The sequence below is a fragment of the Rhodococcus rhodochrous genome, from assembly GCF_900187265.1.
In the GTDB taxonomy this organism is placed as follows: Bacteria; Actinomycetota; Actinomycetes; order Mycobacteriales; family Mycobacteriaceae; genus Rhodococcus; species Rhodococcus rhodochrous.
On record NZ_LT906450.1, the window covers coordinates 639,657 to 664,818 of the forward strand.

Consider the following 25,162-nt stretch of genomic DNA (forward strand, 5'->3'; position numbering starts at 1 on the left):
CCGACGATATTGCTCAGGCGGATATTGCGCTCAGGTATTCGCGCGGTTGCCCGAACAACTGGGCGCTGCCGTGTGCCCGCTTGAAGAACAACTGCGCGTCGTGCTCCCAGGTGATCGCGATCCCGCCGTGCAGCTGCACGGCCTCCGACGCGACCTGCTGGAAGGCCTCCGAACAGTAGATCTTCGCGGCGTACGCGTCCTGTAGATCCTGCGACAACGCAGCCGCATACGACATCGATCGCGCCGTCTCCACGAGCGCGTACATGTCGGCCATACGGTGCTTGAGCGCCTGGAACGATCCGATCACGCGACCGAACTGCTTGCGGTTCTTCGCGTAGTCGACGATCAGATCGAGCACGGCCTGCGCGGCGCCCACCTGCTCGGCCGACAGGGCGATCGCCGCGGACGCCCGCAACCGCTCGACGAGATCGTCGGACGACGACAGGCGACGGCCGGTCACCGCCGAGAACGACACCTCGGCCATGGAACGCGTCGGATCCATCGTGGGCACGCGGCGCCGCGACACTCCGTCGGTGTCCGGATCGACCTCGAACAGGCCGACCGTGTCGCCGTCGGCAGCGAGCACCAGCAGAGTGGACGCGATATCGCCGCCGAGCACGTAGTGCGCGGTTCCGGTCAGCACGTCGCCCTCGACGCTCACGCCGGGACGCTGCCAGCCGGCGGCCGACGCCCAGCACACCGCGACGACTTCACCGGCCGCGATGCCGGGGAGCAGACGTGCCGCCGCGTCGGCATCACCGGACAGCAGCACGGTCTGCGCCGCGAGTACCGCCGACCCCAGGAACGGCGACGGCGTGAGCGTGCGGCCGAGTTCCTCGAGCACCACGTGGGTCTCGACCCACGAGGCGCCCACACCGTCGTACTCCTCCGGAACGGCGAGGGCCGCGACCCCGACCTGTTCGACGAGCATCGTCCACAGCTCGTCGTCGTACCCACTGTCGGTGGTGATCGCGCGCCGGACGGCAGCCGAATCGGAATGCTTGGCGAGCAGGGTGCGCACCGAGTCCCTCAGTGCGGCGCGCTCTTCCGTCTCGAACGTCACGACGCCTCGCTCTCGAGTGCCGCGACCACGCGGGCCCGGTGCTCGTCGGGGGTGCCCCACGCGGTGACGAGCGCACGGACCTTCGTGATCCACAGCGACAGATCGTATTCCTGGGTGTAGCCGATGGCGCCGTGCACCTGCAGGGCCGTGCGTGCGGCGAGGTAGGCGGCGTCGCCGCACGCGACCTTCGCGGCCGAGACGTCCCGGGACGCGGTGGGCAGTCCGTCGCGGACGGCGATAGCCGCGCCGTGCAGCAGCGGACGCGCCATTTCCAGCGCGACCGCCACCTCGGCCAGGTGGTGCTTGACGGCCTGGAAGGAGCCGATCGCGCGACCGAACTGCTTGCGCTGCTGCGCGTACTCGACGGTGGTGTCGAGCAGAGTCCGGCCCAGGCCCTGGAGCTGAGCGGCCGAAGCGAGGACACCGATGTCGAAAGCTGCAGCGGTATCGGCGGATCCGAGCGACTCACCCGGGGTGAGCGAGGCGAGCGTCCGCGAGCGGTCGACCGACTCACGCGTCTCACCTGCGGTGCCCACCGAGACGGTGCCGCCGGCGACGTGCAGTGCGAGGTCGGCGACGTGTGCGTCGACCGCGTACGGGGTGTGGGGGAGCATCGCGACGGTGGCGAGCGAGCCCGCGGCAAGAGGGCCGAGACGCTCGGGTGCCACGGCGGCGAGCAGAACCGGTGCCACCGCCACGGTTTCGACCACCGGTCCGGGCACGGCATGGCGGCCGAGCTGTTCGACGGCGACGACGAGGTCGACCGCGTCGGCCCCGAGGCCGTCGTGCTCCTCGGCGACGAGCAGACCGTTGACGCCGGTCTCGGCCAGTCGCTCCCACACCTGCAGACCCGGTGCCGTGTCGCCGCTGTTCCACGCACGGATCACCTGCGGCATGTCCGACTTGGTGAGCAGGGCGTCGATACTGGACGCGAAGTCCTCATGGGACTCGTCGAGTGCGAATCTCATCGATCACCCCTCGGAAGGCCGAGCAACCGCTCGGCGATGACGTTCTTCTGGATTTCGTTGGTACCGGCGTAGATCGGGCCCGACAGCGAGAACAGATAGCCGTCGGTCCAGCCGTCGACGAGCTCGGCTTCGGCGCCCTGCAGGTCGAGCGCCGTCTCGTGCGCGGCGATGTCCCACTCGGACCAGAACACCTTGTTGATCGACGATTCGGCGCCGAGTTGCCCACCGGCGGTCAGGCGCGTGACGGTCGCCCAGGTCGACAACTCGTACGCGCGGGCACCGATCCATGCGTCGGCGACGCGGTTGCGCAGCGCGGTGTCGCCGTGGAGGTCGGACCCGCGGTAGGCGCGCAGCAGCCGGTCGGTGGCTGCGAGGAACCGGCCCGGTGCGCGCAGCGAGAGACCGCGCTCGTTGGAGGCGGTGCTCATCGCGACCCGCCATCCCTCGTTCACCGCGCCGATCACACCGGATTCGCCGGGACGCTCCGGGTCGTCGGGGACGAAGACGTCCTCGAGGAAGATCTCCGCGAAACCGGGTTCCCCGTCGAGCTGCGGGATCGGTCGCACGGTGACGCCCTCGGCCCGCAGGTTGAACATGAAGTAGGTGATGCCCTTGTGCCGCTGGGCCTCCGGATCGGAACGGAACAGGCCGAAGCCCATGTCGGCGTAGGACGCCCGCGAGCTCCACGTCTTCTGCCCGTTGAGCAGCCAGCCACCGTCGACCTTCGTGGCGGTCGAGCGCAGCGACGCCAGGTCGGAGCCGGACTCGGGTTCGGACCAGGCCTGGGCCCAGATGTCGTCGGCCCGGGCCATACGGGGCATGATGCGGGCGAGCTGCTCGGGGTGGGCGTGCTCGAACAGGGTGGGGGCGAGCAGGAAGATGCCGTTCTGGCTCACCCGGCCGGGCGCGCCGGCGCGGTAGTACTCCTCCTCGAACACGACCCACTGCTCGAGGGTCGCGTCGCGGCCGCCGAGTTCCTCGGGCCAGGAGACGACCGACAGGCGTGCATCGGCGAGGGTGCGTTCCCACTGCCGGTGTTCTTCGAAGCCCTCGGCCATGTCCATCGACTTCAGCGGCGTCTTCGGGACGTTCTCGGAGAGGAAGGCGCGCACCTCGTCGCGGAACGCGAGGGTGGTGTCGTCGAGCTGCAGATCCACTACTTCGCCCCTTCCACCGGACGGGCGCTCGCGGCCATCGACTTGGCGTTCATGCCGCCGAGCGAGTCGGCTCCGACCTCGGCGTTGTGCGCGTGTGCGAAGTGGTGCAGGCCGAAGACCGAGTCCATGCCGTTGCGCATGCCCATCTGGTCCTCGCACTGGTTGACGGCGCGCTTGGTGAGCGCGAGACCGAAGCGCGGCATCTCCGCGATGCGGGCGGCGAGGGCGAGGGTCTCGTTCTCGAGTTCCTCACGCGGCACGACGCGGCTGACCATGCCCACCTCGTAGGCGCGCTGGGCGCTGAAACGGTCACCGGTGTAGAGGATCTCCTTCGCGAAGCGGGTTCCGAGGATCCACGGGTGCGCGAAGTACTCGACACCCGGGATGCCCATGCGCACCACGGGATCGGAGAAGAAGGCATCCTCGGACGCGACGATCAGGTCGCACACCCACGCAAGCATGAGGCCACCGGCGATGCAGGCGCCCTGCACCGAGGCGATGGTGGGCTTGGGGATCTCGCGCCAGCGGCGGCACATCCCCAGGTAGACCTCCATCTCCCGGGCGTAGCGCTGGTCGCCGCCGGGCTTGTCGACGTGGTCCCACCACATCACGGCCTTGTTGTCGTAGTGGACGTGGTGGTCGCGGCCCGGGGTACCCAGATCGTGGCCGGCGGAGAAGTGCTTGCCGTTGCCGGCCAGCACGATCACCTTGACCTCGTCGTCCTCGACGGCCTTCTCGAAGGCGGCGTCGAGCGCGTAGGTCATGACCGAGTTCTGGGCGTTGCGGTAATCGGGTCGGTTGAGAGTGACGATCGCGACGCCGTCGCGCACCTCGTAGGTGACGACATCGGGCTCGAACGGGACGGTCATGACTTCTCCTCACGCAGAACGTTCTTCAGTACCTTGCCGGACGGGTTTCGGGGCAGCGCATCGACGAACCGAACCGATCGCGGCGCTTTGAAGTTGGCGAGTTTCTCTCGGGCATACGCGATCACGTCGTCCTCGGTGAGCGGATGTCCGTCCAGCGGGACCACGAACGCCCGGCCGACCTCACCCATACGCTCGTCGGGGACACCGATCACCGCGACCTCGTGGACTCCCGGCAGGCGCAGCAGTGCCGCTTCGACCTCCGCCGGATAGACGTTGAATCCGCCGCTGATGTACATGTCCTTGAGGCGGTCGGTGATGTCGAGATAGCCGCGCTCGTCGAGGGTTCCGACGTCGCCGGTGTGCAGCCAGCCGTCCTCGTCGACGGTCTTGGCGGTGGCCTCGGGATCGTCGAGATAACCGAGCATGACGTTCGGGCCGCGCAGCAGGATCTCGCCCTTGTCTCCGATGCGCACCTCGAACTCGGCGGTGGCGCGTCCGGACGAGGTGGAGACGGTGACGGGATCGTCGTCGGTGCGGCACATCGTCGCGACGACCGCCTCGGTCTGGCCGTAGGCGGTGAGCACCGCGTCGAAGCTCAGTTCGTTCTGCATGCGCTCGACGAGGGAGACGGGCACGGGTGCGGCGCCGGTGACGGCGATGCGCAGGTTGCTCAGGTCGTACTCACCGCGACGCGGGTGGTCGAGGATGGACTGGTAGATCGTCGGGGCGCCCGGGAGCACGCTGATGCGCTCGGCCGCGACCATCGCCATGACCTTCTCCACGTCGAAGGTCGCGAGGGGGATGACGGTGGAGCCCTCGAGCAGTGCGGCGACGAAACCGGCCTTGTACCCGAAACTGTGGAAGAACGGGTTGATGATCAGGTAGTTGTCGTCGGTCGTCAGTTCGGCGCACTCACCCCACGCCTGCGCGACACCGATGCACTGACGGTGGGCGCTGAGCACGCCCTTGCTGCGGCCGGTCGTGCCCGAGGTGAACAGGATGTCGGAGACGTCGTCGGGGGTCACGGCCGCGGCGCGCGCGTCGGCTTCGGTGCGGGCGGCATCGGTGGCGGAGGACAGGAAGTCCGCCCACTCGACGACCCCGTCGGTCGGCGCGTCGTTCCCGCCCAGCGGGACCCGCACGGTCGTCGGGATCGACAGCTCCGGCGCGGCCTTGCTCAGTTCGGTGCACCGGTCGGTCCCGAGGAACTCGCCGACCACGACGAGGGCCTCGGGACGGACGCGCTCGACGACGTCGGCGGCCTCGCTTCCGGTGTAGCGGGTGTTGAGGGGCACGACGACACCGCCGGCCCAGTGCGTGCCCAGGGCCGCGATCACCCAGTGGAACGTGTTGGGCGACCAGATGACGACGCGCGCACCGCGTTCGACGCCGCGGGCGACGAGCGCCGCGGCGAAGTCGCGGACGTGGTCGCGCAGTTGTGCGAAGGTCAGCCGGGTGTCGCCGTCGGCGATCGCGAGCAGGTCCGGCCAGGTGTCGGCGGCACGTACGAGTGCGGCCGGAGTGGTTCTCGGTCGTGTGTTCACAGAGCTCCCTACCTAGCAATTGCTTGGTAGGTTATCGTACGGATGTGCACGAGAGCGAGAGCCAGGAAAATGCGGAGTTCGCAGCCACCGTTCGGCAGTGGCTCGAAGACAACCTGACCGGCGAATTCGCCGAGCTCAGGGGCAAGGGCGGACCCGGAAGCGAACACGAGTTCTTCGAACAGCGACTCGCGTGGGACCGGCATCTGGCCGCGGCCGGATGGACCTGCATCGGCTGGCCCACCGAGTACGGCGGTCGCGGTGCGAGCATGGATCAGCGGGTGATCTTCCACGAGGAGTACGCGAAGGCGAACGCGCCCGCACGCGTCAACCACCTCGGGGAGGAACTGCTCGGCCCCACCCTCATCGCCTTCGGAACCGAGGAGCAGAAGCAGCGCTTCCTGCCCGGGATCCGCAACGTCACCGAACTGTGGGCGCAGGGCTACTCGGAACCGGGCGCCGGCTCCGACCTCGCCAACGTCTCCACCACCGCCCGCCTCGAGGGCGACAAGTGGGTGATCAACGGCCAGAAGGTCTGGACGTCGCTCGCACACGTCGCACAGTGGGCCTTCGTCGTCGCGCGGACCGAACCCGGTTCGAGCCGTCATCACGGCCTGAGCTTCCTGCTCGTGCCCCTCGACCAGCCCGGCGTCACGGTGCGGCCCATCCAGCAGCTCACCGGCACCTCCGAGTTCAACGAGGTCTTCTTCGACGACGCCGTCACCGATGCCGACCTCGTCGTCGGTGCCCCCGGCGACGGATGGAAGGTCGCGATGGGTCTGCTGACCTTCGAACGCGGCGTCTCCACCCTCGGGCAGCAGATCGGCTTCGCCCGCGAACTCGACGGCATCGTCTCCGTCGCCGAGAGCAACGGTGCGATCGACGATCCACACCTCCGCGAACGCATCGCCCGCGCGCGGATCGGACTGCGGGTCATGCGCGCCCACGCCCTGCGTACCCTCGGCGACGCCGACCCGGGTCAGGCCTCGGTCGCGAAGCTGTTGTGGGCCAATTGGCATCGCGACCTGGGTCAGCTCGCCATGGACGTGCAGGGTGCGTCGTCGCTCGTCGGCCCCGATCACGACCATGCCGGAAATCCCTCCGAGATCACCGATCCCGAGCATCTCGAGCTCGCAGAGTGGCAGCGGCTGTTCCTGTTCACCCGCGCCGACACCATCTACGGCGGATCCAACGAGATCCAGCGCAACATCATCGCCGAGCGCGTGCTCGGCCTTCCCCGGGAGGCACGTCCGTGACCGCTTCACCCCGCCCCGTATCCCCGCTCGCGACCCCGCCGGTCGAGACCCCCGGCCACGGCCTGCTCCGCGACAAGAAGGTCGTGGTCACCGCCGCCGCCGGCACCGGCATCGGATTCGCCACCGCGCGTCGCGCGCTGCTCGAGGGCGCCGACGTGCTCGTCTCCGACTTCCACGAGCGCCGGCTCGGCGAGTCAGCGGAGAAGCTCGCGGCCGAGTTCCCCGAACAGCAGGTCGCGACGATCGTGTGCGACGTGTCGTCCACCGAACAGGTCGACGCCCTCATCACCGGCGCCGCCGATCAGCTCGGACGTATCGACGTGCTCGTCAACAACGCCGGACTCGGCGGGGAGACGCCCGTAGTCGAGATGACCGACGAGGAATGGGATCGCGTCCTCGACATCACCCTCACCAGCACCTTCCGCGCGACCCGCGCCGCGCTGCGCTACTTCCGTTCGGTCGACCACAACGGAGTGCTCGTCAACAACGCGTCGGTCCTCGGCTGGCGCGCGCAGCACTCGCAGGCGCACTACGCGGCTGCGAAGGCCGGCGTCATGGCCCTGACCCGCTGCTCCGCGATCGAGGCCGCCGAATACGGCGTGCGCATCAACGCCGTCGCCCCGTCCATCGCCCGGCATCCCTTCCTCGCGAAGGTCACCAGCGAGGAACTGCTCGACAACCTCGCCGCCGGTGAGGCCTACGGTCGCGCCGCGGAGGTCTGGGAGGTCGCGGCGACGATCGCGATGCTCGCCAGCGACTACACGACCTATCTGACCGGCGAGGTCGTGTCGGTCTCCTCCCAGCGCGCATGAACCCACCCTCGGTCGGCTTGAAAGGATGTCCGTCATGACTCCCTCACGCGACGACACCTCCAGCAAGTCCGGACGCCGCGCGGAACTGCTCGACATCGCCGCCGACCTGTTCGCGTCGCGCGGTGTGCGGGCCACGACCGTGCGCGACATCGCCGACGCGGCGGGAATCCTCTCCGGCAGCCTCTACCACCACTTCGATTCCAAGGAGTCGATGGTGGACGAGATCCTGCGCGCCTTCCTCGACGACCTGTTCGACCGGTACCGCAAGATCGTCGCGTCGGGTCTGCCCTCCCGCGAGACCCTCGCGGCGCTCGTCACCACCTCCTACGAGGCGATCGACCGGTCGCATGCCGCGGTGGCGATCTACCAGGGTGAGGCCAAGCATCTCGAGGGCGACCGTTTCGCCTACATCGGTGAACTCAACATCGAGTTCCGCGACCTGTGGGTGGGCGTGATCGAACGCGGCGTCGCCGACGGTTCGTTCCGGCCCGACGTCGACGTCGAACTCGTCTTCCGGTTCCTGCGCGACACCGTGTGGGTGGCCGTGCGCTGGTACCGGCCCGGAGGCTCCCTCAGCATCGATCAGGTTGCCCAGCAATACCTTTCCATCGTTCTCGACGGACTATCGAACCAGAATTCTTCCTAAGGAGACATCATGACCGAGGCCTACATCGTCGACGCGGTGCGTACCCCCATCGGCAAGAAGAAGGGTGGGCTCGCGGACGTGCACCCGGCCGACCTGGGCGCGCATGTGATCAAGGCGCTCGTCGACCGCACGGGCATCGATCCCGCCGACGTCGACGACGTGGTGTTCGGTTGCGTCGACGCCATCGGTGGCCAGGCCGGCAACATCGCCCGCACCGCGTGGCTCGCCGCCGGTTACCCGCAGCACGTGCCCGGCGTGACCGTCGACCGTCAGTGCGGGTCGAGCCAGCAGGCCCTGCACTTCGGCGCCCAGGCGATCCTCAGCAACACCGCCGACCTCATCGTCGCCGGTGGCGTGCAGAACATGACGCAGATCCCGATCTCCGCGGCCATGATCGTCGGACAGCAGTACGGCTTCGACACCCCCTTCGGCGGGTCGAAGGGCTGGACCGAGCGTTACGGCGACGAAGAGGTCTCGCAGTTCAAGGGCGCCGAGATGATCGCCGAGAAGTGGGACATCAGCCGCGAGGAACTCGAGAAGTGGGCGTTGCAGAGTCACGAGCGCGCCAAGGCCGCGATCGCCGAGGGCCGCTTCGACAACGAGATCGTCCCGCTCGGTGACGCCACCGTCGACGAGGGCCCGCGCGAGACCAGCCTCGAGAAGATGGCGTCGCTGCAGCCGCTCGTCGAGGGCGGTCGTCTCACCGCTGCCGTCGCCAGCCAGATCTCCGACGGCGCGTCCGCGGTGTTGCTCGCCTCCGACGAGGCCGTGAAGAAGTACGGCCTGAAGCCCCGCGCGCGCATCCACCACCTCAGCGCCCGCGGCGACGACCCGATCTTCATGCTCACCGCCCCGATCCCCGCCACCCAGTACGCCCTCGAGAAGGCCGGCCTGACGATCGACGACATCGACCTCATCGAGATCAACGAGGCCTTCGCTCCCGTCGTCCTGGCGTGGATCAAGGAGATCGGTGCCGACCCGTCGAAGGTCAACGTCAACGGCGGCGCGATCGCCCTCGGCCACCCGCTCGGCGCGACCGGCACCAAGCTCATGTCGACGCTGCTCAACGAGCTCGAGCGCACCGGTGGCCGCTACGGTCTGCTCACCATCTGCGAGGGTGGCGGCACGGCCAACGTGACCATCATCGAACGCGTCTGATCTGTTCGTCCGTATCCGCGCGCCCGTTCGTCATCCGCTGCAGCAATTGCTGTAGCGGATGGACAGCGGGCGCGCGGATGTTCGGTTCGGCACTGTATGGTTCGGCACCCGAGCGGCGTCTACCCTCGAAGCATGTGCCGGAACATCACGGAGCTGCGCGGGCTCGAGCCGGCCGCGACCGCCGAGGAGATCGAAGCGGCCGCGCGGCAGTACGTCCGTAAGGTCAGCGGGATCCACAAACTCTCCGACGCCACCCGGGAACCGTTCGAGCAGGCCGTCGCCGAGGTCACTGCGACGACCACGAGATTGCTCGCGTCCCTTCCCGAGCGGCGGCAACCACCGCCGACGGTCCCACCGCTGCGTCGGCCCGAGGTGCAGGCGCGGATCGCCGCACGCGGCTGATCGATTCCGGTTCCTTCGTCGACGCGCGCGAGTAGCGTGACGCTGGTCGAGAATCGAGCACGTTCGAGGCCCGTCGCGACTTCCGCGGACCCGCGGCGAGCCCGGTGAGGAGCCGATATGGCCGTGGACCCGGCGCCACAGAACAGCGAGGTCGAATACCTCCGGACCGATCCCGATCTTCCTCCTGTCGGTGTCGTCGACCGGACACCGATCTCACCGACCGCACGGATCGTCTTCCTCGTACTCGCGATCCTGGGCGCCGTCGCCTGGTCGATCATCGCGCTGGTCCGCGGTGAAGAGATCAACGCGGTCTGGTTCGTCATCGCCGCCGTCTGCACCTATCTCGTCGCGTATCGCTTCTACGCGAAGTTCATCGAACGCAGGATCGTCCAGCCACGCGACGACCGTGCGACCCCCGCCGAGGAACTGGAGAACGGCAAGGACTACATGCCGACCGACCGTCGGGTGTTGTTCGGCCATCACTTCGCGGCGATCGCCGGGGCCGGCCCACTCGTCGGCCCGGTGCTCGCCGCTCAGATGGGTTATCTGCCCGGCACGATCTGGATCATCGTCGGCGTCGTCTTCGCCGGTGCCGTCCAGGACTTCCTCGTCCTGTGGATCTCGTCGCGCCGACGCGGGCGCAGCCTCGGTCAGATGGCCCGGGAGGAACTCGGGCCCATCGGCGGTGTCGCCGCGATCATCGCGGTCCTCGTCATCATGATCATCCTCATCGCGGTACTGGCGCTGGTGGTCGTCAACGCCCTCGCCGAGAGCCCCTGGGGTCTGTTCTCCATCGCGATGACGATCCCCATCGCCCTGTTCATGGGCGTCTACCTCCGGTACCTGCGTCCCGGCAAGGTCGCGGAGGTCTCGCTCATCGGTGTGGTCCTGCTGGTCACCGCGATCATTGCGGGCGGATGGGTAGCCGAGACCGACTGGGGCACCGACTGGTTCACCCTGTCGCCGGTGGCGATCTCCTGGCTGATGATCGCCTACGGTTTCGCCGCGTCGGTGCTGCCCGTGTGGCTGCTGCTCGCCCCGCGCGACTATCTGTCGACCTTCATGAAGGTCGGCACCATCGTGCTGCTGGCCATCGGCATCCTCGTCGCGCGTCCCGTCCTGGAGATGCCCGACGTCACCTCCTTCGCGATCGAGGGCAACGGCCCGGCCTTCGCCGGATCGTTGTTCCCGTTCCTGTTCATCACCATCGCGTGCGGCGCACTGTCGGGATTCCACGCGCTGATCTCCTCGGGCACCACCCCGAAGCTGATCGAGAAGGAGAAGCAGATCCGGCTCATCGGCTACGGGGGCATGCTCACCGAGTCGTTCGTCGCGATCATGGCGCTGGTCACCGCATGCATCATCGACCAGCACCTGTACTTCACGCTCAACGCACCGGCCGCCCTCACCGGCGGCACCCCCGAGACCGCCGCCGCCTACGTCAACGGACTCGGTCTCGGCTCACCGGACATCACCCCGGAACAGATCGCCGCCGCCGCGGAAGGCGTGGGGGAGGAATCGATCATCTCCCGCACCGGTGGTGCCCCGACCCTCGCGTTCGGTATGTCTCAGGTGCTCAGCGACCTGTTCGGCGGCGACAGCCTCAAGTCGTTCTGGTACCACTTCGCGATCATGTTCGAGGCGCTGTTCATCCTCACCACCGTCGACGCCGGCACGCGCGTCGCCCGGTTCATGCTCTCGGATTCGCTCGGCAACCTCGGCGGACCCGCACAGCGGTTCAAGGATCCGTCCTGGCGTCCGGGTGCCTGGTTCTGCTCGTTCGTGGTGGTCGCCGCGTGGGGCGGGATCCTGCTGATGGGCGTGACCGACCCGCTGGGCGGCATCAACACCCTCTTCCCGTTGTTCGGCATCGCCAACCAGCTGCTCGCGGCGATCGCCCTGACGGTGGTGCTCGCCATCGTCGTGAAGAAGGGCCTGGTGAAGTGGGCCTGGATCCCCGGTGTGCCGTTGGTGTGGGATCTGATCGTGACCATGACGGCGTCGTGGCAGAAGATCTTCTCCGGCGACCGTGCGGTCGGTTACTGGGCGCAGCACCGCGCCTTCGTCGACGCGAAGAACTCCGGCGCGACCACCTTCGGGTCGGCGAAGACGGCGGACGAGATAGACGCCGTCATCCGCAACACCTTCATCCAGGGCACACTGTCGATCGTGTTCGCCGTTCTCGTGTTGATCGTCTTCGTGGCCGGGGTGGTGGTGTGCATCAGATCGATCCGTGCCGGAGGCATGCCCACCACCGAGACCCCGGCGGTGCCGTCGAAGATCTTCGCCCCGGCCGGTTTCGTGCCGACCCCGGTGGAACGGGAACTGCAGAAGGAGTGGGACGAACTCATCGCGTCGGGCAAGGTCCGTGCACCGGGCGCCGCGCACGCGTTCGTCGAACATCGGGACCAGGATCTGTCGTGATCACCGCACTGCGACGTGCGTGGTGGTGGATCGGTGCCGTCATGGGCGACCACGACTACGCGCGGTACGTCGAAGTACACCGCCGGAAGCATCCCGATCGACCGCCGTTGAGCGAACGCGACTACTGGCGGGAACGGCACGCCGCGGCCGACGCGAACCCTGGAAGCCGATGCTGCTGAACAGGGGAGGACGGGCATGACGCAGTACGAATCGATCCGCGTCGAGACACGCGATCGGGTGACGACGGTGATCATGACCCGTCCCGAGCGCCGGAACGCCGTCGACGGTCCGATGGCCGCCGAACTCGCCGACGCGTTCCGGGCCTTCGACACCGACCCCGACGCCGACGTCGCCGTCCTCTACGGCGACGGTGGGAACTTCTGTGCGGGAGCGAACCTCAAGGCCATCGGGACCGAGGAACAGAACGTCCTCGGTGAGAACGGCGACGGACCGATGGGGCCGACACGCATGTCGCTGTCGAAGCCGGTGATCGCGGCGGTGGAGGGTTACGCGGTGGCCGGCGGACTCGAACTGGCGATCTGGTGCGATCTGCGGGTGGTGTCCGCCGATGCGGTGTTCGGTGTCTTCTGCCGCAGGTGGGGTGTGCCACTGATCGACGGCGGGACCGTTCGGCTGCCCCGCCTCATCGGCGCGAGCCGGGCCATGGACATGATCCTGACCGGCCGTCCGGTCGATGCCGCGGAAGCGCTCGACTTCGGTCTGGCCAACCGCGTGGTCGAACCGGGAACAACACGCGAGGTCGCCGAGGACATGGCGCGGGAGATCGCCGGCTTCCCACAGACGTGCATGCGCAACGACCGGTGGTCGGTCCACGCGCAGTTCGGCCGTTCCGAATCCGACGCGCTCGCATTCGAGTTCACGGTCGGCATGCAGTCCCTAGAGAGCGATGCGGCCGGCGGGGCCGCCCGCTTCGCGTCCGGGGAGGGGCGGCACGGATCGTTCTCCTGATCCCGATCCCTCGACAAGGGAGGCGTTGTGAACGAATCGGAACCGGTCTCCGGTGATGCGTGGCCGAGGCTGCGCACGGCGGAATGGACCGCGACCCGCGACACCCTCCACATGTGGCTGCAGATCGTCGGCAAGATCCGGATGGCTCACGCGCCGATGGTCAACCACTGGTGGCAGACGACGCTGTACGTCACGCCGCGAGGGCTGAGCACCTCGTCGATCCCGTACCGGAACTCCGTCTTCGACATCGAATTCGACTTCTTCGAGCACCGGCTGCACATCCGCGCGAGCGACGGTCGCAGTCGTTCGGTGCCTCTCGTCGCACAGCCCGTAGCCGAGTTCTACACCCGCACCCTCGGAGCGCTGGACGAGCTGGGTATCGCGACTCGCATCCACGGCACACCCAACGAGGTGGATCCGGCGATCCCGTTCGCTCAGGACCGTGAGCACGACAGTTACGACGCCGAGGCCGCCCACCTCTTCTGGCGGCAGCTCGTGCAGGCCCAGCGTGTCCTGCAGGTGTTCCGGGCGGATTTCCTCGGCAAGGTCGGTCCGGTGCACTTCTTCTGGGGCGCGATGGACCTCGCGTGCACCCGGTTCTCCGGACGCACCGCCCCGCCGCACCCCGGCGGGATCCCGAACTGCCCCGACCGGGTGATGACGGAGGCCTACTCGCACGAGCTCAGCAGCTGTGGCTTCTGGCCGGGTGGTGGGGACGAAGGAGCCTTCTATTCCTACGTCTACCCCGGCCTCGACGGATTCGGCGAAGCCCCGGTGCGACCGGATGCCGCTCACTATTCGGCGGAACTGGGGGAGTTCGTGCTGCCCTACGAGGCGGTGCGGACCGCGGCCGATCCCGACACCGAACTGCTGCAGTTTCTGCACAGCACCTACGAGGCCGCCGCCCGGCTCGGTGCGTGGGATCGGGACACGCTCGAGCGTCGAGCCGACGCCCGGTGACGCGACCCTCCTATCGAGCGACGGGCAGTGTCACGAAACTCGGTGAGGCGGGGTTCAGTTCGAGGTGCTGTGGCCGCAGTCCGCTCTCGACCAGCATCGGACCGAGGGGCAGCGAGCGCGGGACGCTCGCGGCGTAGACGTCCACGCGGATGCGGTGCCCCGGTTGCAGGACCGCCTCGGTCGGCAGCGTGCTGATGTCGAGGGCCGTCGGTTGCCCCGGGACGATCGGCTGCCGGGACTCGAGGGTCAGCACCGGATGTGCCTGCGCATAGTCGCCGTCGGCGGTGAACGTGCTCTTCGAATCGTCGATCGCCCGCAGCGACGAGACGAGGGAACCGGTGGTGAGCACGGTGGACCGTCCGTCCGGAGCCACGTCGTTCACGGAGACCGACCAGAATCCGTCGGTGGTGTCGAGGACGGTCTCGAGGTGCACGTTGACCGGTCCCGAGAGCACGGTCGGTTCGGTGACCGGCCCGCTGGTGAAGGTGAGACCCTCGGCCTCGTTGAACCGGGCGTCCTTCGTGCATCCGGCGCCCAACAGCACTGCGATGCCGGCGGTGCCCTGCGCGGCCTCACGGGAACAGAATCCGCGCAATCCCGGGGCGACGGTGAGTCGTTGTGCGGTCTCGGGTGCCGACGTCGCGAGCGTGCCGTCGTGGAGGGCGTGCCACGCGGTGCCGCTCGGTGCCGGCGACAGGAAGAGCTTCTCGTGGTCGACGGTGCTGCGCGGGAATTCGTCGGTCGTGACCCAGCCACCGCCCTGCTGCAGCAGGGTGACGGGACCGTACTCGTCGATGCCGTTGTCGATGTCCTTGAGCCAGCGGTCGAACCAGGCGTGCTGGAGTGCCGTGATGTTCGGTGGGTGTCCCTCGGTGCCGAATCCGGTACCGAGGATCGCGTGGTAGCCGTCGCCCATCACCAGTTGCTTGCGGCCGGGTTCGACGGGAATCCGGTTGTAGATGTCGGGCTCACTGTCGGCGAAGATGTCGTGCCAGTTGCCGAAGACGAAGGTGGGCACCTCGATCGACTCGAGTCGGGCCTGCCGTTCCTGGTAGAACGGGCCGTCCTGCGCGACCGCGAGGGCATCGGGGGAGACGCCGTCGACGCTCGGCGCGGTGAGGACCTCGAAGAGTTCGGGGATCTTCGTGGCGGGGTCGGCGAGCCTGTCGCGCAACCACTGTGCGTCGAACCGGCCCTGGAGGAGGGCTTCCATGTCGGGAACCCATTTGAGCCCGTTGACGAGACCGAGCCAGGCGGGCATGAAGCCCACACCCACGGCGCCGCCGGTGCCCACGATGTCGCGCAGCAGGTCGTTGCCGGGTTCGACGGCGAAGACAGCGTCGAGTGCCTCGGGCCGCAGGCCGGCGGCCTGGATCTGGTTGATCGCCGAATAGGAGACGCCGGTCGTCCCGACGCGTCCGTTCGACCACGGCTGCTTCGCCGCCCAGTCGATGACCTCGACGGTGTCCTGCTGCTCGCGCGGACCGAGGACCTCCCACTGTCCGTGGGAGAAACCGGTACCCCGGACGTCGACGATCACCTGCGTGTACCCGTTCTGCACGAGATCGCGGTTGAGTCCGAAGGCGCGGCCGAGTTGTGATGCCGGCGCGGCGAGTTCGGTGATGCCGTCGAAGGGGGCACCGAAGTTCAGGACGGATCCGAGTTCGTCCACGAGCGGGGCGAACTGCGGGTCCTCCATCGCCACCGACGCCAGCGTCGACAACAGTTTCGTGTAGGGCGTGAGGCCGAGGACGACCGGGGTGGGTTCGTCGATCGGGGTTCCGTCGGCATGCGCGGGACGGAAGACGTTGGCGCGGAGCACCGTCCCGTCGCTCAGCGTGATGGGTACGTCCCACTCGACGGCCGTGTTCGGATAGGCGTCGGGCGCGTCGACGAGGCTCTGCCAGGAGGCGCCGGAGGCACCGCCGGTGGGATCGGCGGTCGCCGGTCCTGCGGATGTGATCGTGCAGGCGGCCATTGCCGCCACGACGAATGCGACCGTACGTGATCCCACCGGGCCCCCATGCCTGCGGTAAACAGTTCTGCGCACGTTAACGCGAGGTCGGCGAATCCGTCAACGACCGTAGTCGGTCGGATCGGAACCGACGTTGTTGTCGTTCATCCCGTGAAGGATCGACAACAACGTCGGTTTCGATGGCGGGAACTATCAGGACCCGGCCGACCACAGTTCTCCGACAAGAATCCATACTCTCTTTATCGGAGAGTACTGTTCTCCTCATCGATTGGGAATGCGATCGCGGAGGTGTCGATGCGAATCGGGCTCACGGGCGGAGCGTCGTCCACGGACAGGATCGTGAAGCAGGCACAGAAGGCGGAGGCCGAGGGCTTCACGTCGCTGTGGTTCGCGAGCACCGTCGCGGGCGACCCGCTGGCGACCCTCGCGGTGGCCGGTCGGGAGACCGGATCCATCGAACTCGGCACCGCCGTGCTCCAGACCTACCCGTGCCACCCGCTGCTGCAGGCGAACCGCGCCGCGGCCGTCGCCGAGGCCATGGGCCGGCCGGGATTCACGCTCGGGCTGGGACCGTCGCACGAGAGCCTGGTCCGGGACGTCTACGGATTGTCGTACGACACCCCGGGGCAGAACACCGAGGAGTACATCCGGATCGTCACCGCCCTGCTGCGTGGTGAGGAGGTGGACTTCCGGGGAGAGGCCTGGTCGACCCGCAGTGCGGGGCGGATGGTCGACGTCGCGCACGAGGTGCCCGTCCTGCTGTCCGCCATGTCGCCGCGGATGCTGCGGGTCGCGGGGGAGTACGCCGACGGGACGGTCCTGTGGATGGCGGCGCCGAAGGTGATCGAATCACGGATCGCCCCCGCGATTTACACGGCCGCCGCGCGGGCGGGCCGGCCGGAGCCGCGCATCGTGGCGGGACTGCCCGTCGCAGTCCACGACGACGCAGACGCCGCGCGCGATGCGGTCGCCGCGACGGCCACGTCCTACGCGGGAATGCCCAGCTACCGGCGGGTCCTGGAGGAGGCGGGCGCGAGTACCCCGGCGGACATCGCGATCGTCGGCGACGAGGAGTCGGTGCGCCGGCAGCTGCAGGGTTTGCTCGATGCGGGCGTCACCGACGTCTGGGCGGCGATCGTCCCCATCGGCGACGACCCGCGAGCATCGCTCCGTCGCACCAGAGCTCTTCTGAGCGCGCTCACCACCGAATAGCGGTCGTCGGAACGGACCGAGACCGGTGTTGTTGTCGATTTCTCGCGGAAACTCGACAACCACACCGGTCTCGATCTGCTCGGAATCGGAATCAGGCGGCGGGACGCCCCTGATCGCGCAGAGCCGAGAGGGCGTCGATGCGCTCGACGGCCTCGGCGACGATGCGGTCGATCAGCTCCTGGCAGCTCGGCAGATCGTCGAGCATGCCCACGACCTGACCGGAGGCGAGCACACCGGCGGCGGTGTTGCCCTCCACCAGGCCGGCCTTGAGGAGCATCGGGGTGTTGGCGGCCATGATGATCTGCTGCCAGGTGCGGTCGCTCGCCTTCTTCATGGCGAGGCCGTCCTTGACGATCGTCGACCACTTCATGCCCGTCATCGACTTGAACTTCGTCGCGTTCCGCGCGGCCGCGAGCAGTCCCTTCGCGTAGGTGGACTTCTCGAGGCTGTTCACCAGGTCGGTGTTCAGGACCCGGTGCGGCATGCCGTCGACCTTGAGTGACACCGTGGTGTCCTGCAGTCCCCGCGAAAGGTACTGCTGCTTCACCGAATCGGGAACGGCACTGTCACTCGTGAGCAGGAACCGAGTGCCCATCGCGATGCCGGCCGCGCCGTAGGACAGCGCGGCGGCCAGACCGCGACCATCGAAGAAGCCACCGGCGGCGACGACGGGGATGTCGACGGCGTCGAGGACGCTCGGCAGCAGCAGGGTCGTCGCGACGGGACCGGTGTGGCCACCGCCCTCGCCGCCCTGCACGATCACCGCGTCGGCGCCCCACGAGGCGACCTTCACGGCGTGTTTGGCAGCACCGATCGACGGGATCACGACGATGCCGTGATCCTTGAGCTTGGCGATCAGATCCTTCTTCGGTGCGAGCGCGAACGACGCGACCTTCACCTTCTCGCGGATCAGCAGGTCGATGCGTTCACCGGCGTCCGAGGCGTCGGCGCGGATGTTGACGCCGAACGGTTTGTCGGTCAGCGACTTCGTCTTCGCGACCGCAGCTTCGAGCTCGGGATAGGTCATCGTCGCCGACGCGAGGATGCCGAGGCCACCGGCGTTCGACGTCGCGGCGGTCAGGCGAGGACCGGAGACCCAGCCCATGCCCGTCTGGACGATGGGGTGCTCGATGCCCACGAGCTCCGTCAGTGCCGTGCGCAGGGTGCTCACAGCGCGACCTCGCGATCGCGGAACCCCTTGGGGTCGATCACCTCTCGGATCAGACGCAGTTCCTCGGCGGTGGGTTCGCGGGTCACACCGGCCTCGTCGAGACCGGCGACCTCGAAGGAGGTGTTCTCAGCGACGGTCGCGGACTCGACACCCGGGTGCAGCGAGAGAGCCCGGAAGCTGTGGCCGGGGCCGCCGAAGTCGAAGACGCCGAGGTTGGTGACGACCCGCGCGATGTCCAGGAAGCGGTACGCCGGGTTCTCGGGATCGACCTTGTCGTATCCGACACCCGAGACGATGTCGACCGTGTCGACGAAGACGCGCGAGGAGTGCTTGCCGACCCAGTAGCTGGTCGCGTGGTTGATCGTGTTGCCGGGAGCCCCACGCACACCGAACATCTGACGCGTCGGCTGCTGGAGCGGACCGAAGGCCGACAGGTTCTGGTTGCCGTACCGGTCGATCTGGTTGGCGCCCATCACGACGTGGCGGCGACCCGACGCGACGACGTCGAACACCTTGCGGAACGGCATCCAGCCTTCGATCGGTGCCTTCGCGCCGAGTGCCGGGACGTCGGCGAGGATGAGTGCTTCACCGTCGGTGATCAGCAGGTCGGGCTCGGTGGTGAGCTTGGCCAGGCGTGCGCCGATCTGCGGCAGTGTCGCCATCGGGCTCGCCATGATCTCGCCGGCACCCGCGAAGATGTCGGCGCATGCGATCGCGCAGTACTCGGCGCGGGTCACGGTCTCGGTGGTGGTCATGCCTGCTCCTGTGCGAACTTCTGGACTGCGGCCTGGTACTCGTCCTCGCTGCCCGAGAGGAAACGGTCGACGAATGCCTGCCATGTCTCGGGGTCCTTGGCGGACTCGGCGTAGTGGCGCTGGAACTTCTCGTCGCGGCCGTAGCTGTCGCCCGCGAGGGTGAAGTGCGCCCCGTTCGGTGCTTCGACGATCCCGTCGACCATCATGCGGTTGAGCAGGAGCTGCTGGAGCGGAACTTCTTTCACGAGCTGCTCGGTCTCGACGATTTTCTCGACCGAGACGTAGCGCCGTTCGGCGGCCATGCAGTAGAGGTCGTCGAAGTACGGGTCGACACCCTGGTAGCCGGCGTTGCCGTGCTTGTCGCCGATGTTGAGGTGAACGAACGCCGCGTCGAGGTTCAGCGCCGGCATGGCGATGAGGGTCTCGGTGCCGTCCGGGCCGGGATACGGCGAGGTGACGGTCTTCAGTTCGCCTTCCCAGAAGTCGACGACGGCCGAGCCCAGGCCTGCGCGGATGGGCAGGAACGGCAGGCGTGCCGCGGCGGCCTCCAGGCCGCACTTGATCATGCCCTCGTCCATCTCGCGGGCGACGATCTCGCCGCCCGTACGCACCTTGGCGAACCACGGATCGTAGAACGGTGCCGAGTCGAGCGAGACGAATCCGTAGTAGGCCTTCTTCACCTTGCCCGCCGAGCACAGCAGACCCAGATCGGGGCCGCCGTAGGTGACGACGGTCAGATCCTTCACGTCCGAGCGGAGGATCGCCCGCACGAGGGCCATGGGCTTGCGGCGCGACCCCCAGCCACCGAGGCCGATGGTCATTCCGCTGCGCAGCTCGCCGACCACGTCGTCGAGCGACATTCTCTTGTCACGCATGGTGTTCCGAACTCCTGGTGGTGTGAGGCGTCAGCTGTTGCTGCGCGGCTTTCCTGTTGCGACGAACTCGTCGCGGTGCTCGTCGGCGATGCCGGCGAGATTCAGCTCGAAGGTGAAACCCTGCTCGAGGCGGTAGCTCGTCTTCACGTCGACGGGGTCGATGCGGTTGATGGCTTCCTTCGCACGGCGGATGACGCGGGTGTCCTTCGCGGCGATCATCTCGGCGACCTCGCGTGCGGTGGCGTCGAGTTCGCTGCGCGGCACGACCTTGTACACCGAGCCGAAGTGCTCGAGCTGCTGCGCGGTGACGTTCTGCGCCGTGTAGTAGAGGGTGCGCATCATGTGCTGGGGGACGAGGCGCGCGAGATGTGTTGCGGCGCCGAGTGCACCGCGGTCGACCTCGGGCAGGCCGAAGACGGCGTCGTCGGAGGCGACGATGACGTCCGCGTTGCCGACGAGACCGATGCCGCCTCCGACACAGAAGCCGTTGACGGCGACGATCACAGGTACCTCGCAGTCGTAGACGGCGGCGAATGCGGCGGCGCACCCGTGGTTGGCGGCGATCAGGGCGTCGAACCCTTCGGTGGCCTGCATTTCCTTGATGTCCACACCCGCGTTGAAGCCTCTGCCCTCGGCGCGCAGGATCACCGCGTGGGTGTCGAGACTGCGCCCGGCCGTGGTCACGGCCTCGGCCAGGTCGAACCAGGCCTGTGAGGGGAGAGCGTTCACGGGCGGGAAGTCGACGGTGACCGTGGTGATACCGGCGCTGTCGCAGGTCGAGGTGATGCCCATGGCATGTTCCTAACGTCTGTACCGAACCAAGCGATTGCTTGGTAAGTTAGCACAGGATAGCCGCTTGACCCAGAGGGTCGTAAGGTCGCAGTACGACCGGAACATCGAGGAGAGAAGATGCCCGAAGCAGTAATCGTGTCCGCAGTACGGTCGCCGATCGGGCGAGCGCGCAAGGGCTCGCTCGCATCGATCCGCCCGGACGACCTGGCGACCCAGATGGTCGCCGCGGCGCTCGCCCAGGTCCCCGACCTCGATCCCACCGAGATCGACGACCTGATGCTCGGCTGCGGACAGCCCGCAGGACAGTCCGGCTTCAACATCGCCCGCGTGGTCGCGGTGCAGCTCGGCTACGACTTCCTGCCCGGTGTGACCGTCAACCGGTACTGCTCGTCGTCGCTGCAGACCACCCGCATGGCGCTGCACGCCATCAAGGCCGGTGAAGGCGACGTGTTCGTCTCTGCCGGTGTCGAGTCGGTGTCGAGTTTCGTGACCGGCAACGCCGACGGCCTGCCCGACACCAAGAACCCGCTGTTCGACGAGGCGCAGGCGCGCAGCGCGAAGCTCGCCGAGGGGGGCGTGGCGTGGACCGACCCGCGTAGCGAGGGATTGCTGCCGGATGTCTACGTCGCGATGGGACAGACCGCCGAGAACGTCGCCTCCCACACCGGGATCTCCCGGGAGGACCAGGATCGCTGGGGCGTGCGCTCGCACAACCTGGCGGAAGAGGCCATCAAGAGTGGCTTCTTCGAGCGGGAGATCACCCCGGTGACCCTCGCCGACGGCACGGTCGTCAGCACCGACGACGGTCCGCGCCCGGGCACCACCTACGAGGCGGTCAGTCAGCTCAAGCCGGTCTTCCGCCCGGACGGCACGGTGACCGCCGGCAACGCGTGCCCGCTCAACGACGGTGCGGCCGCTCTGGTGATCATGTCCGACACGAAGGCGAAGGAACTCGGGCTCACCCCGCTCGCGCGCATCGTCTCCACCGGTGTCTCGGGCCTGTCGCCGGAGATCATGGGCCTCGGACCGATCGACGCGACCCGCAAGGCGCTCGCCAACGCGAACATGGGCATCGACGACATCGACCTGTTCGAGATCAACGAGGCGTTCGCCGTGCAGGTGCTCGGCTCGGCGCGCGAGCTGAAGATCGACGAGGACAAGCTCAACGTCTCCGGTGGCGCGATCGCCCTCGGTCACCCCTTCGGCATGACCGGTGCCCGCATCACCGCGACCCTCATCAACAACCTGCAGACCCACGACAAGCAGTTCGGCGTCGAGACGATGTGCGTCGGCGGTGGCCAGGGCATGGCGATGGTGCTCGAGCGGTTGAGCTGAGCGAATTCCGTTCGGGTGGGCCGGACTCCGGTCCGGTCCACCCGACGGCGCGCGTGAGGGGGATGCGTGCGGCTACCAGGGCCCGTGCGTGTCGCGCCAGCCCTTGCGGATGATCTTCCCGGTCGCGTTGCGCGGCAACATCTCACGGGTCAGCGTCCACTGCGTCGGTACCTTGAAGTACGCGAGCCGCTCGGAGGCGAAGGTCGTCAGTTCCTCGGCGGTGGCCGAACGGCCGTCGGCGAGCACGACCACCGCGGCGACCTCCTGCCCCCACTCGGGGTGCGGCGCGCCGGTGACCATGCACTCGCGCACTGCCGGGTGCTGCGACAGCACGCCCTCGACCTCCGAGGGGTAGACGTTCTCGCCGTTCTGTTCGATGAGATCGGCCCGCCGGCCCACCAGCCGCAACCGGCCGTTCTCGACGACGCCGAAATCGCCTGTGCGCAACCAGCGGTCGGGAGTGATCGCCTCGGCCGTCGCGGCCTCGTCGTCCCAGTAGCCCAACATGACGAACGGGCTGCGCACACACACCTCGCCCACCTGGCCGTCCGGAAGCCACGCGCCCGTCCGGTCCCGGATCTCCAGGCTCACCGTGATGATCGGTGCTCCCACCGTGCCCGGATACTCCTCGAGTTCCGCGGCGGAGGCCACGGCGATCGGCGTACTGCACTCGGTGATGGTGTAACTGTCGACCATCGCGTGCTTGCCGAACGGAAGCCGTTCGCGCAGCTGCTGTTTGAACTCGGGGGTCGACGGCTCCGAGGACAGCGTGAAGCGATTCAGGGACGTCAGGTCGTAGCGGTCGAGATCCTCGTCCTCGAGCATCCGCGCGGCCATCGACGGCACGGCCATCCAGTGCGTCACCTGCTCCGCCTCGATGAGCTCGAGCACCGGATGCACGCCGAACCAGCCCTGGTTCATCACCACGGTGCTGCCGGTCGCCAGGCGCGGAACGATCGTGTTGTGCAGGCTCGTGATGTGGAACAGCGACGACGTCAGCAGGTACCGCGAATCCGACGGAATCGACCGGTCGTACGCGGCCCCGGTCCAGATCGTCGCGATCGCATCGAGGTACCGGTGGTAGTCGACCACCGCCAGCAGATTCCGCTGCGAGTGCAGCGCGCCCTTCGGGTCCCCGCTCGTACCCGAGGTGTACAGGAGGACGGCCGGATCGTCCTCGGCGACCCTCGGCGGTGGCGGTTGCGCGCCGTCGAATTCGGCGATGAGGCGCGGCAGATCCTCCTCGATCGACAGCACCACCGTCTGCGCGCGGTCGATGCCGGCCACGGCCGCCGCGCGCGGACCGTCGACGAAGAGCACCCGGGGCCGCGAATGACGGATACCGAATTCGAGTTCCGGCTGCACCCACCACGCGTTCAGCCCCACCGAGATCGCACCGAGGGCCTGTGTCGCCCAGAAGGCGGTGACCCACTCGGGCCGGTTCGCCGACAGGATCGCGACCCGATCGCCCACGCCCACCCCGTACCGCTCGTGGAGCGCCGCGGCGAGGGCGTACGACATGCGCGCGTTCCGGGCGAAGGTGATCCGCTGATCGGTCGTGACCAGATACTCGCGGTCGCCCCAGGCCAGGGACTGGGACAGCAGGTCGGCGACGGCGCGATCGCGTCGGCGCATGACGGGGATCTCGGTGCCCAGGACCTCCTGCATGACGATCTCGAACTCGCCGCCCGGGCCCGTGAGCCGGGAAACCAGCTGGTCGAGGAAATGGGAGGGATCGGACGGGATGGTCATCGCGCGTGTCCCGTCGATGCCCCTGCGCGCTTCACGAACGTCCCCTCCTCCAACGAGTGCGTCCCGTCAGAATCTCACGACCGCTCGGTCCGGCTCCGAATGTACCGGTGAGTGAGACGAGCAGTGACGGTCACCGCCGCGCTCCCTAGCCTTCGGACCAGGGCGTCCGTGGGCAACCGAGGTCCTGTGTCCGAGGGGCCGCGGCCCGGCGCCGTACCCCGAGAGAGGACATCCGATCCCATGACCGCAACGACGGCGTCGCCCGCGCAGTGGCGCGGCCACGACCTGGGCACCCGCACGATCGCCTACGACGAACGCGACGCGATCCTGTACGCACTCGCCGTGGGGGCGTCCGCGACCGACCTCGACCTCGTGTTCGAGGAGCGACTCCGGGTGCTGCCGACCTTCGCCCTGACCCTGGCCCAGTGGGCGCCCGATGCGCTCGGCGCGCTCGGCGCATTCGACACGAGGACCGCACTGCACGGCTCCCAGAGCCTCGAGGTCCTCGCCCCGCTTCCGCGGTCGGGGGAGATCACCATGTCGGCGCGTGTCGGGGAGGTCTGGGACAAGGGCCGCGCGGCGGTCTTCGAGGTCGTCGTCGAGAGCGAGTACTTCGTGGCGACCTGGTCGCTGTTCGCGCCGGGAGCGGGCGGCTTCGGCGGCGAACGCGGACCGTCGGCGCCGGCAGCGCCGGACGAGCAGGCCGACACGATCGGCACACTCACCACCCACGCCGATCAGGCCGCGCTCTACCGGCTCACCGGCGACCGCCACCACATCCACATCGATCCCGCCGCGGCCGCGCGCATCGGTCAGCCGCGCCCCATCCTGCACGGACTGTGCACACTGGCGGCTGCGACCCTGCCGCTCGCGGACATGCTCGGAGCCCACCCCGCCGATCTGAGGACACTGTTCGGACGGTTCGCCGCCCCCGTCTTCCCCGGTGACACCGCGCAGGTGCGTTCCTGGGGTGACACGACCGACGCCCGGTTCGACGTCGTCACACAGGCCGGTGCCGTCCTGTCCGGCGGCCGCGCCGCATTCGCCTGATCCGCACAACTGCCTGGAGG

At 68.2% G+C, this 25,162-nt stretch carries 23 protein-coding genes; 12 read left to right on the forward strand and 11 right to left on the reverse strand.

Annotated elements, in window-relative coordinates; all coding sequences use genetic code 11:
- Positions 1–13: 13 nt before the first annotated feature.
- Genes CKW34_RS02970 through CKW34_RS02990 form a run of 5 tightly spaced genes read right to left on the reverse strand, consistent with a single transcriptional unit; the run spans position 14 to position 5,601 of the window.
- On the reverse strand, positions 14–1,063 hold the full coding sequence (locus tag CKW34_RS02970) for an acyl-CoA dehydrogenase family protein (RefSeq protein ID WP_059382544.1): 1,050 nt from the start codon (positions 1,061–1,063) through the stop codon (positions 14–16).
- Positions 1,060–2,031 (reverse strand): acyl-CoA dehydrogenase family protein, encoded by a 972-nt coding sequence (locus CKW34_RS02975; protein WP_059382543.1) that lies wholly within the window; start codon positions 2,029–2,031, stop codon positions 1,060–1,062. The genes CKW34_RS02970 and CKW34_RS02975 overlap by 4 nt, the downstream gene beginning before the upstream one ends.
- On the reverse strand, positions 2,028–3,188 hold the full coding sequence (locus tag CKW34_RS02980) for an acyl-CoA dehydrogenase family protein (protein ID WP_059382542.1): 1,161 nt from the start codon (positions 3,186–3,188) through the stop codon (positions 2,028–2,030). Before CKW34_RS02980 ends, CKW34_RS02975 begins: the two co-directional genes overlap by 4 nt.
- On the reverse strand, positions 3,188–4,057 hold the full coding sequence (locus CKW34_RS02985) for an enoyl-CoA hydratase (protein WP_059382541.1): 870 nt from the start codon (positions 4,055–4,057) through the stop codon (positions 3,188–3,190). The genes CKW34_RS02980 and CKW34_RS02985 overlap by 1 nt, the downstream gene beginning before the upstream one ends.
- Positions 4,054–5,601 (reverse strand): FadD3 family acyl-CoA ligase, encoded by a 1,548-nt coding sequence (locus CKW34_RS02990; RefSeq protein WP_059382540.1) that lies wholly within the window; start codon positions 5,599–5,601, stop codon positions 4,054–4,056. Before CKW34_RS02990 ends, CKW34_RS02985 begins: the two co-directional genes overlap by 4 nt.
- A 44-nt stretch (positions 5,602–5,645) precedes the next feature.
- Here CKW34_RS02990 and CKW34_RS02995 point away from each other — a divergent pair, with 44 nt between their 5' ends.
- From CKW34_RS02995 to CKW34_RS03035, 9 genes are all read left to right on the forward strand, one after another.
- Entirely contained in the window at positions 5,646–6,854 is a 1,209-nt protein-coding gene (locus CKW34_RS02995) for an acyl-CoA dehydrogenase family protein (protein ID WP_059382539.1), read from the forward strand.
- The gene (locus tag CKW34_RS03000; RefSeq protein ID WP_016694718.1) at positions 6,851–7,666 is read left to right on the forward strand and encodes an SDR family oxidoreductase; all 816 of its coding nucleotides are present in this window, start codon (positions 6,851–6,853) and stop codon (positions 7,664–7,666) included. Before CKW34_RS02995 ends, CKW34_RS03000 begins: the two co-directional genes overlap by 4 nt.
- 34 nt (positions 7,667–7,700) lie before the next feature.
- On the forward strand, positions 7,701–8,312 hold the full coding sequence (locus tag CKW34_RS03005; protein WP_026061684.1) for a TetR/AcrR family transcriptional regulator: 612 nt from the start codon (positions 7,701–7,703) through the stop codon (positions 8,310–8,312).
- 9 nt (positions 8,313–8,321) lie between these two features.
- Entirely contained in the window at positions 8,322–9,470 is a 1,149-nt protein-coding gene (locus tag CKW34_RS03010; RefSeq protein ID WP_059382538.1) for an acetyl-CoA C-acetyltransferase, read from the forward strand.
- Between the two features lie 132 nt (positions 9,471–9,602).
- Positions 9,603–9,872 carry a DUF2277 domain-containing protein gene (locus CKW34_RS03015; protein ID WP_059382537.1) on the forward strand — a complete coding sequence of 90 codons (270 nt, stop codon included), beginning with the start codon at positions 9,603–9,605 and terminating at the stop codon, positions 9,870–9,872.
- Positions 9,873–9,989: 117 nt separating this feature from the next.
- Positions 9,990–12,296, forward strand: coding sequence for a carbon starvation CstA family protein (locus CKW34_RS03020; RefSeq protein ID WP_059382536.1), 2,307 nt, complete (start codon positions 9,990–9,992; stop codon positions 12,294–12,296).
- Positions 12,293–12,475, forward strand: a complete 183-nt coding sequence (locus CKW34_RS03025) for a YbdD/YjiX family protein (RefSeq protein ID WP_174479623.1) — start codon at positions 12,293–12,295, stop codon at positions 12,473–12,475. Before CKW34_RS03020 ends, CKW34_RS03025 begins: the two co-directional genes overlap by 4 nt.
- Before the next feature lie 16 nt (positions 12,476–12,491).
- Positions 12,492–13,265 (forward strand): crotonase/enoyl-CoA hydratase family protein, encoded by a 774-nt coding sequence (locus CKW34_RS03030; protein WP_059382535.1) that lies wholly within the window; start codon positions 12,492–12,494, stop codon positions 13,263–13,265.
- Between the two features lie 111 nt (positions 13,266–13,376).
- A complete protein-coding gene (locus CKW34_RS03035; protein WP_229580020.1) occupies positions 13,377–14,225 on the forward strand; it encodes a DUF5996 family protein in 849 nt (282 codons plus the stop codon).
- A gap of 10 nt (positions 14,226–14,235) precedes the next feature.
- Here CKW34_RS03035 and CKW34_RS03040 read toward each other — a convergent pair whose 3' ends face one another.
- A complete protein-coding gene (locus CKW34_RS03040) occupies positions 14,236–16,203 on the reverse strand; it encodes a CocE/NonD family hydrolase (RefSeq protein WP_059382533.1) in 1,968 nt (655 codons plus the stop codon).
- 291 nt (positions 16,204–16,494) lie between these two features.
- Between CKW34_RS03040 and CKW34_RS03045 the strand changes: the two genes are divergently transcribed.
- The gene (locus tag CKW34_RS03045; RefSeq protein WP_059382629.1) at positions 16,495–17,412 is read left to right on the forward strand and encodes a TIGR03564 family F420-dependent LLM class oxidoreductase; all 918 of its coding nucleotides are present in this window, start codon (positions 16,495–16,497) and stop codon (positions 17,410–17,412) included.
- Between the two features lie 91 nt (positions 17,413–17,503).
- On the opposite strand, the gene ipdC is transcribed toward CKW34_RS03045, so the two are convergent.
- Genes ipdC through echA20 form a run of 4 tightly spaced genes read right to left on the reverse strand, consistent with a single transcriptional unit; the run spans position 17,504 to position 21,005 of the window.
- Complete coding sequence (ipdC, locus tag CKW34_RS03050; protein WP_059382532.1) at positions 17,504–18,583, reverse strand: (3aS,4S,5R,7aS)-5-hydroxy-7a-methyl-1-oxo-octahydro-1H-indene-4-carboxyl-CoA dehydrogenase; 1,080 nt, start codon at positions 18,581–18,583, stop codon at positions 17,504–17,506.
- Complete coding sequence (ipdB, locus tag CKW34_RS03055; RefSeq protein WP_059382531.1) at positions 18,580–19,338, reverse strand: cholesterol ring-cleaving hydrolase subunit IpdB; 759 nt, start codon at positions 19,336–19,338, stop codon at positions 18,580–18,582. The genes ipdC and ipdB overlap by 4 nt, the downstream gene beginning before the upstream one ends.
- On the reverse strand, positions 19,335–20,213 hold the full coding sequence (locus CKW34_RS03060; RefSeq protein ID WP_179161794.1) for a CoA transferase subunit A: 879 nt from the start codon (positions 20,211–20,213) through the stop codon (positions 19,335–19,337). Before CKW34_RS03060 ends, ipdB begins: the two co-directional genes overlap by 4 nt.
- Positions 20,214–20,243: 30 nt before the next feature.
- Positions 20,244–21,005, reverse strand: a complete 762-nt coding sequence (gene echA20 / locus CKW34_RS03065; protein WP_059382529.1) for a (7aS)-7a-methyl-1,5-dioxo-2,3,5,6,7,7a-hexahydro-1H-indene-carboxyl-CoA hydrolase — start codon at positions 21,003–21,005, stop codon at positions 20,244–20,246.
- 117 nt (positions 21,006–21,122) lie between these two features.
- On the opposite strand from echA20, the gene CKW34_RS03070 reads away from it, so the two are divergent.
- Positions 21,123–22,340, forward strand: coding sequence for an acetyl-CoA C-acetyltransferase (locus tag CKW34_RS03070; protein ID WP_059382528.1), 1,218 nt, complete (start codon positions 21,123–21,125; stop codon positions 22,338–22,340).
- A 72-nt stretch (positions 22,341–22,412) separates the two neighbouring features.
- Here the strand turns inward: CKW34_RS03070 and casG are convergent, their stop codons facing one another.
- The gene (gene casG, locus CKW34_RS03075; protein WP_059382527.1) at positions 22,413–24,092 is read right to left on the reverse strand and encodes a steroid-24-oyl-CoA synthetase; all 1,680 of its coding nucleotides are present in this window, start codon (positions 24,090–24,092) and stop codon (positions 22,413–22,415) included.
- Positions 24,093–24,332: 240 nt separating this feature from the next.
- Between casG and CKW34_RS03080 the strand changes: the two genes are divergently transcribed.
- Entirely contained in the window at positions 24,333–25,142 is an 810-nt protein-coding gene (locus CKW34_RS03080) for a MaoC/PaaZ C-terminal domain-containing protein (RefSeq protein ID WP_059382526.1), read from the forward strand.
- Positions 25,143–25,162: the final 20 nt, after the last annotated feature.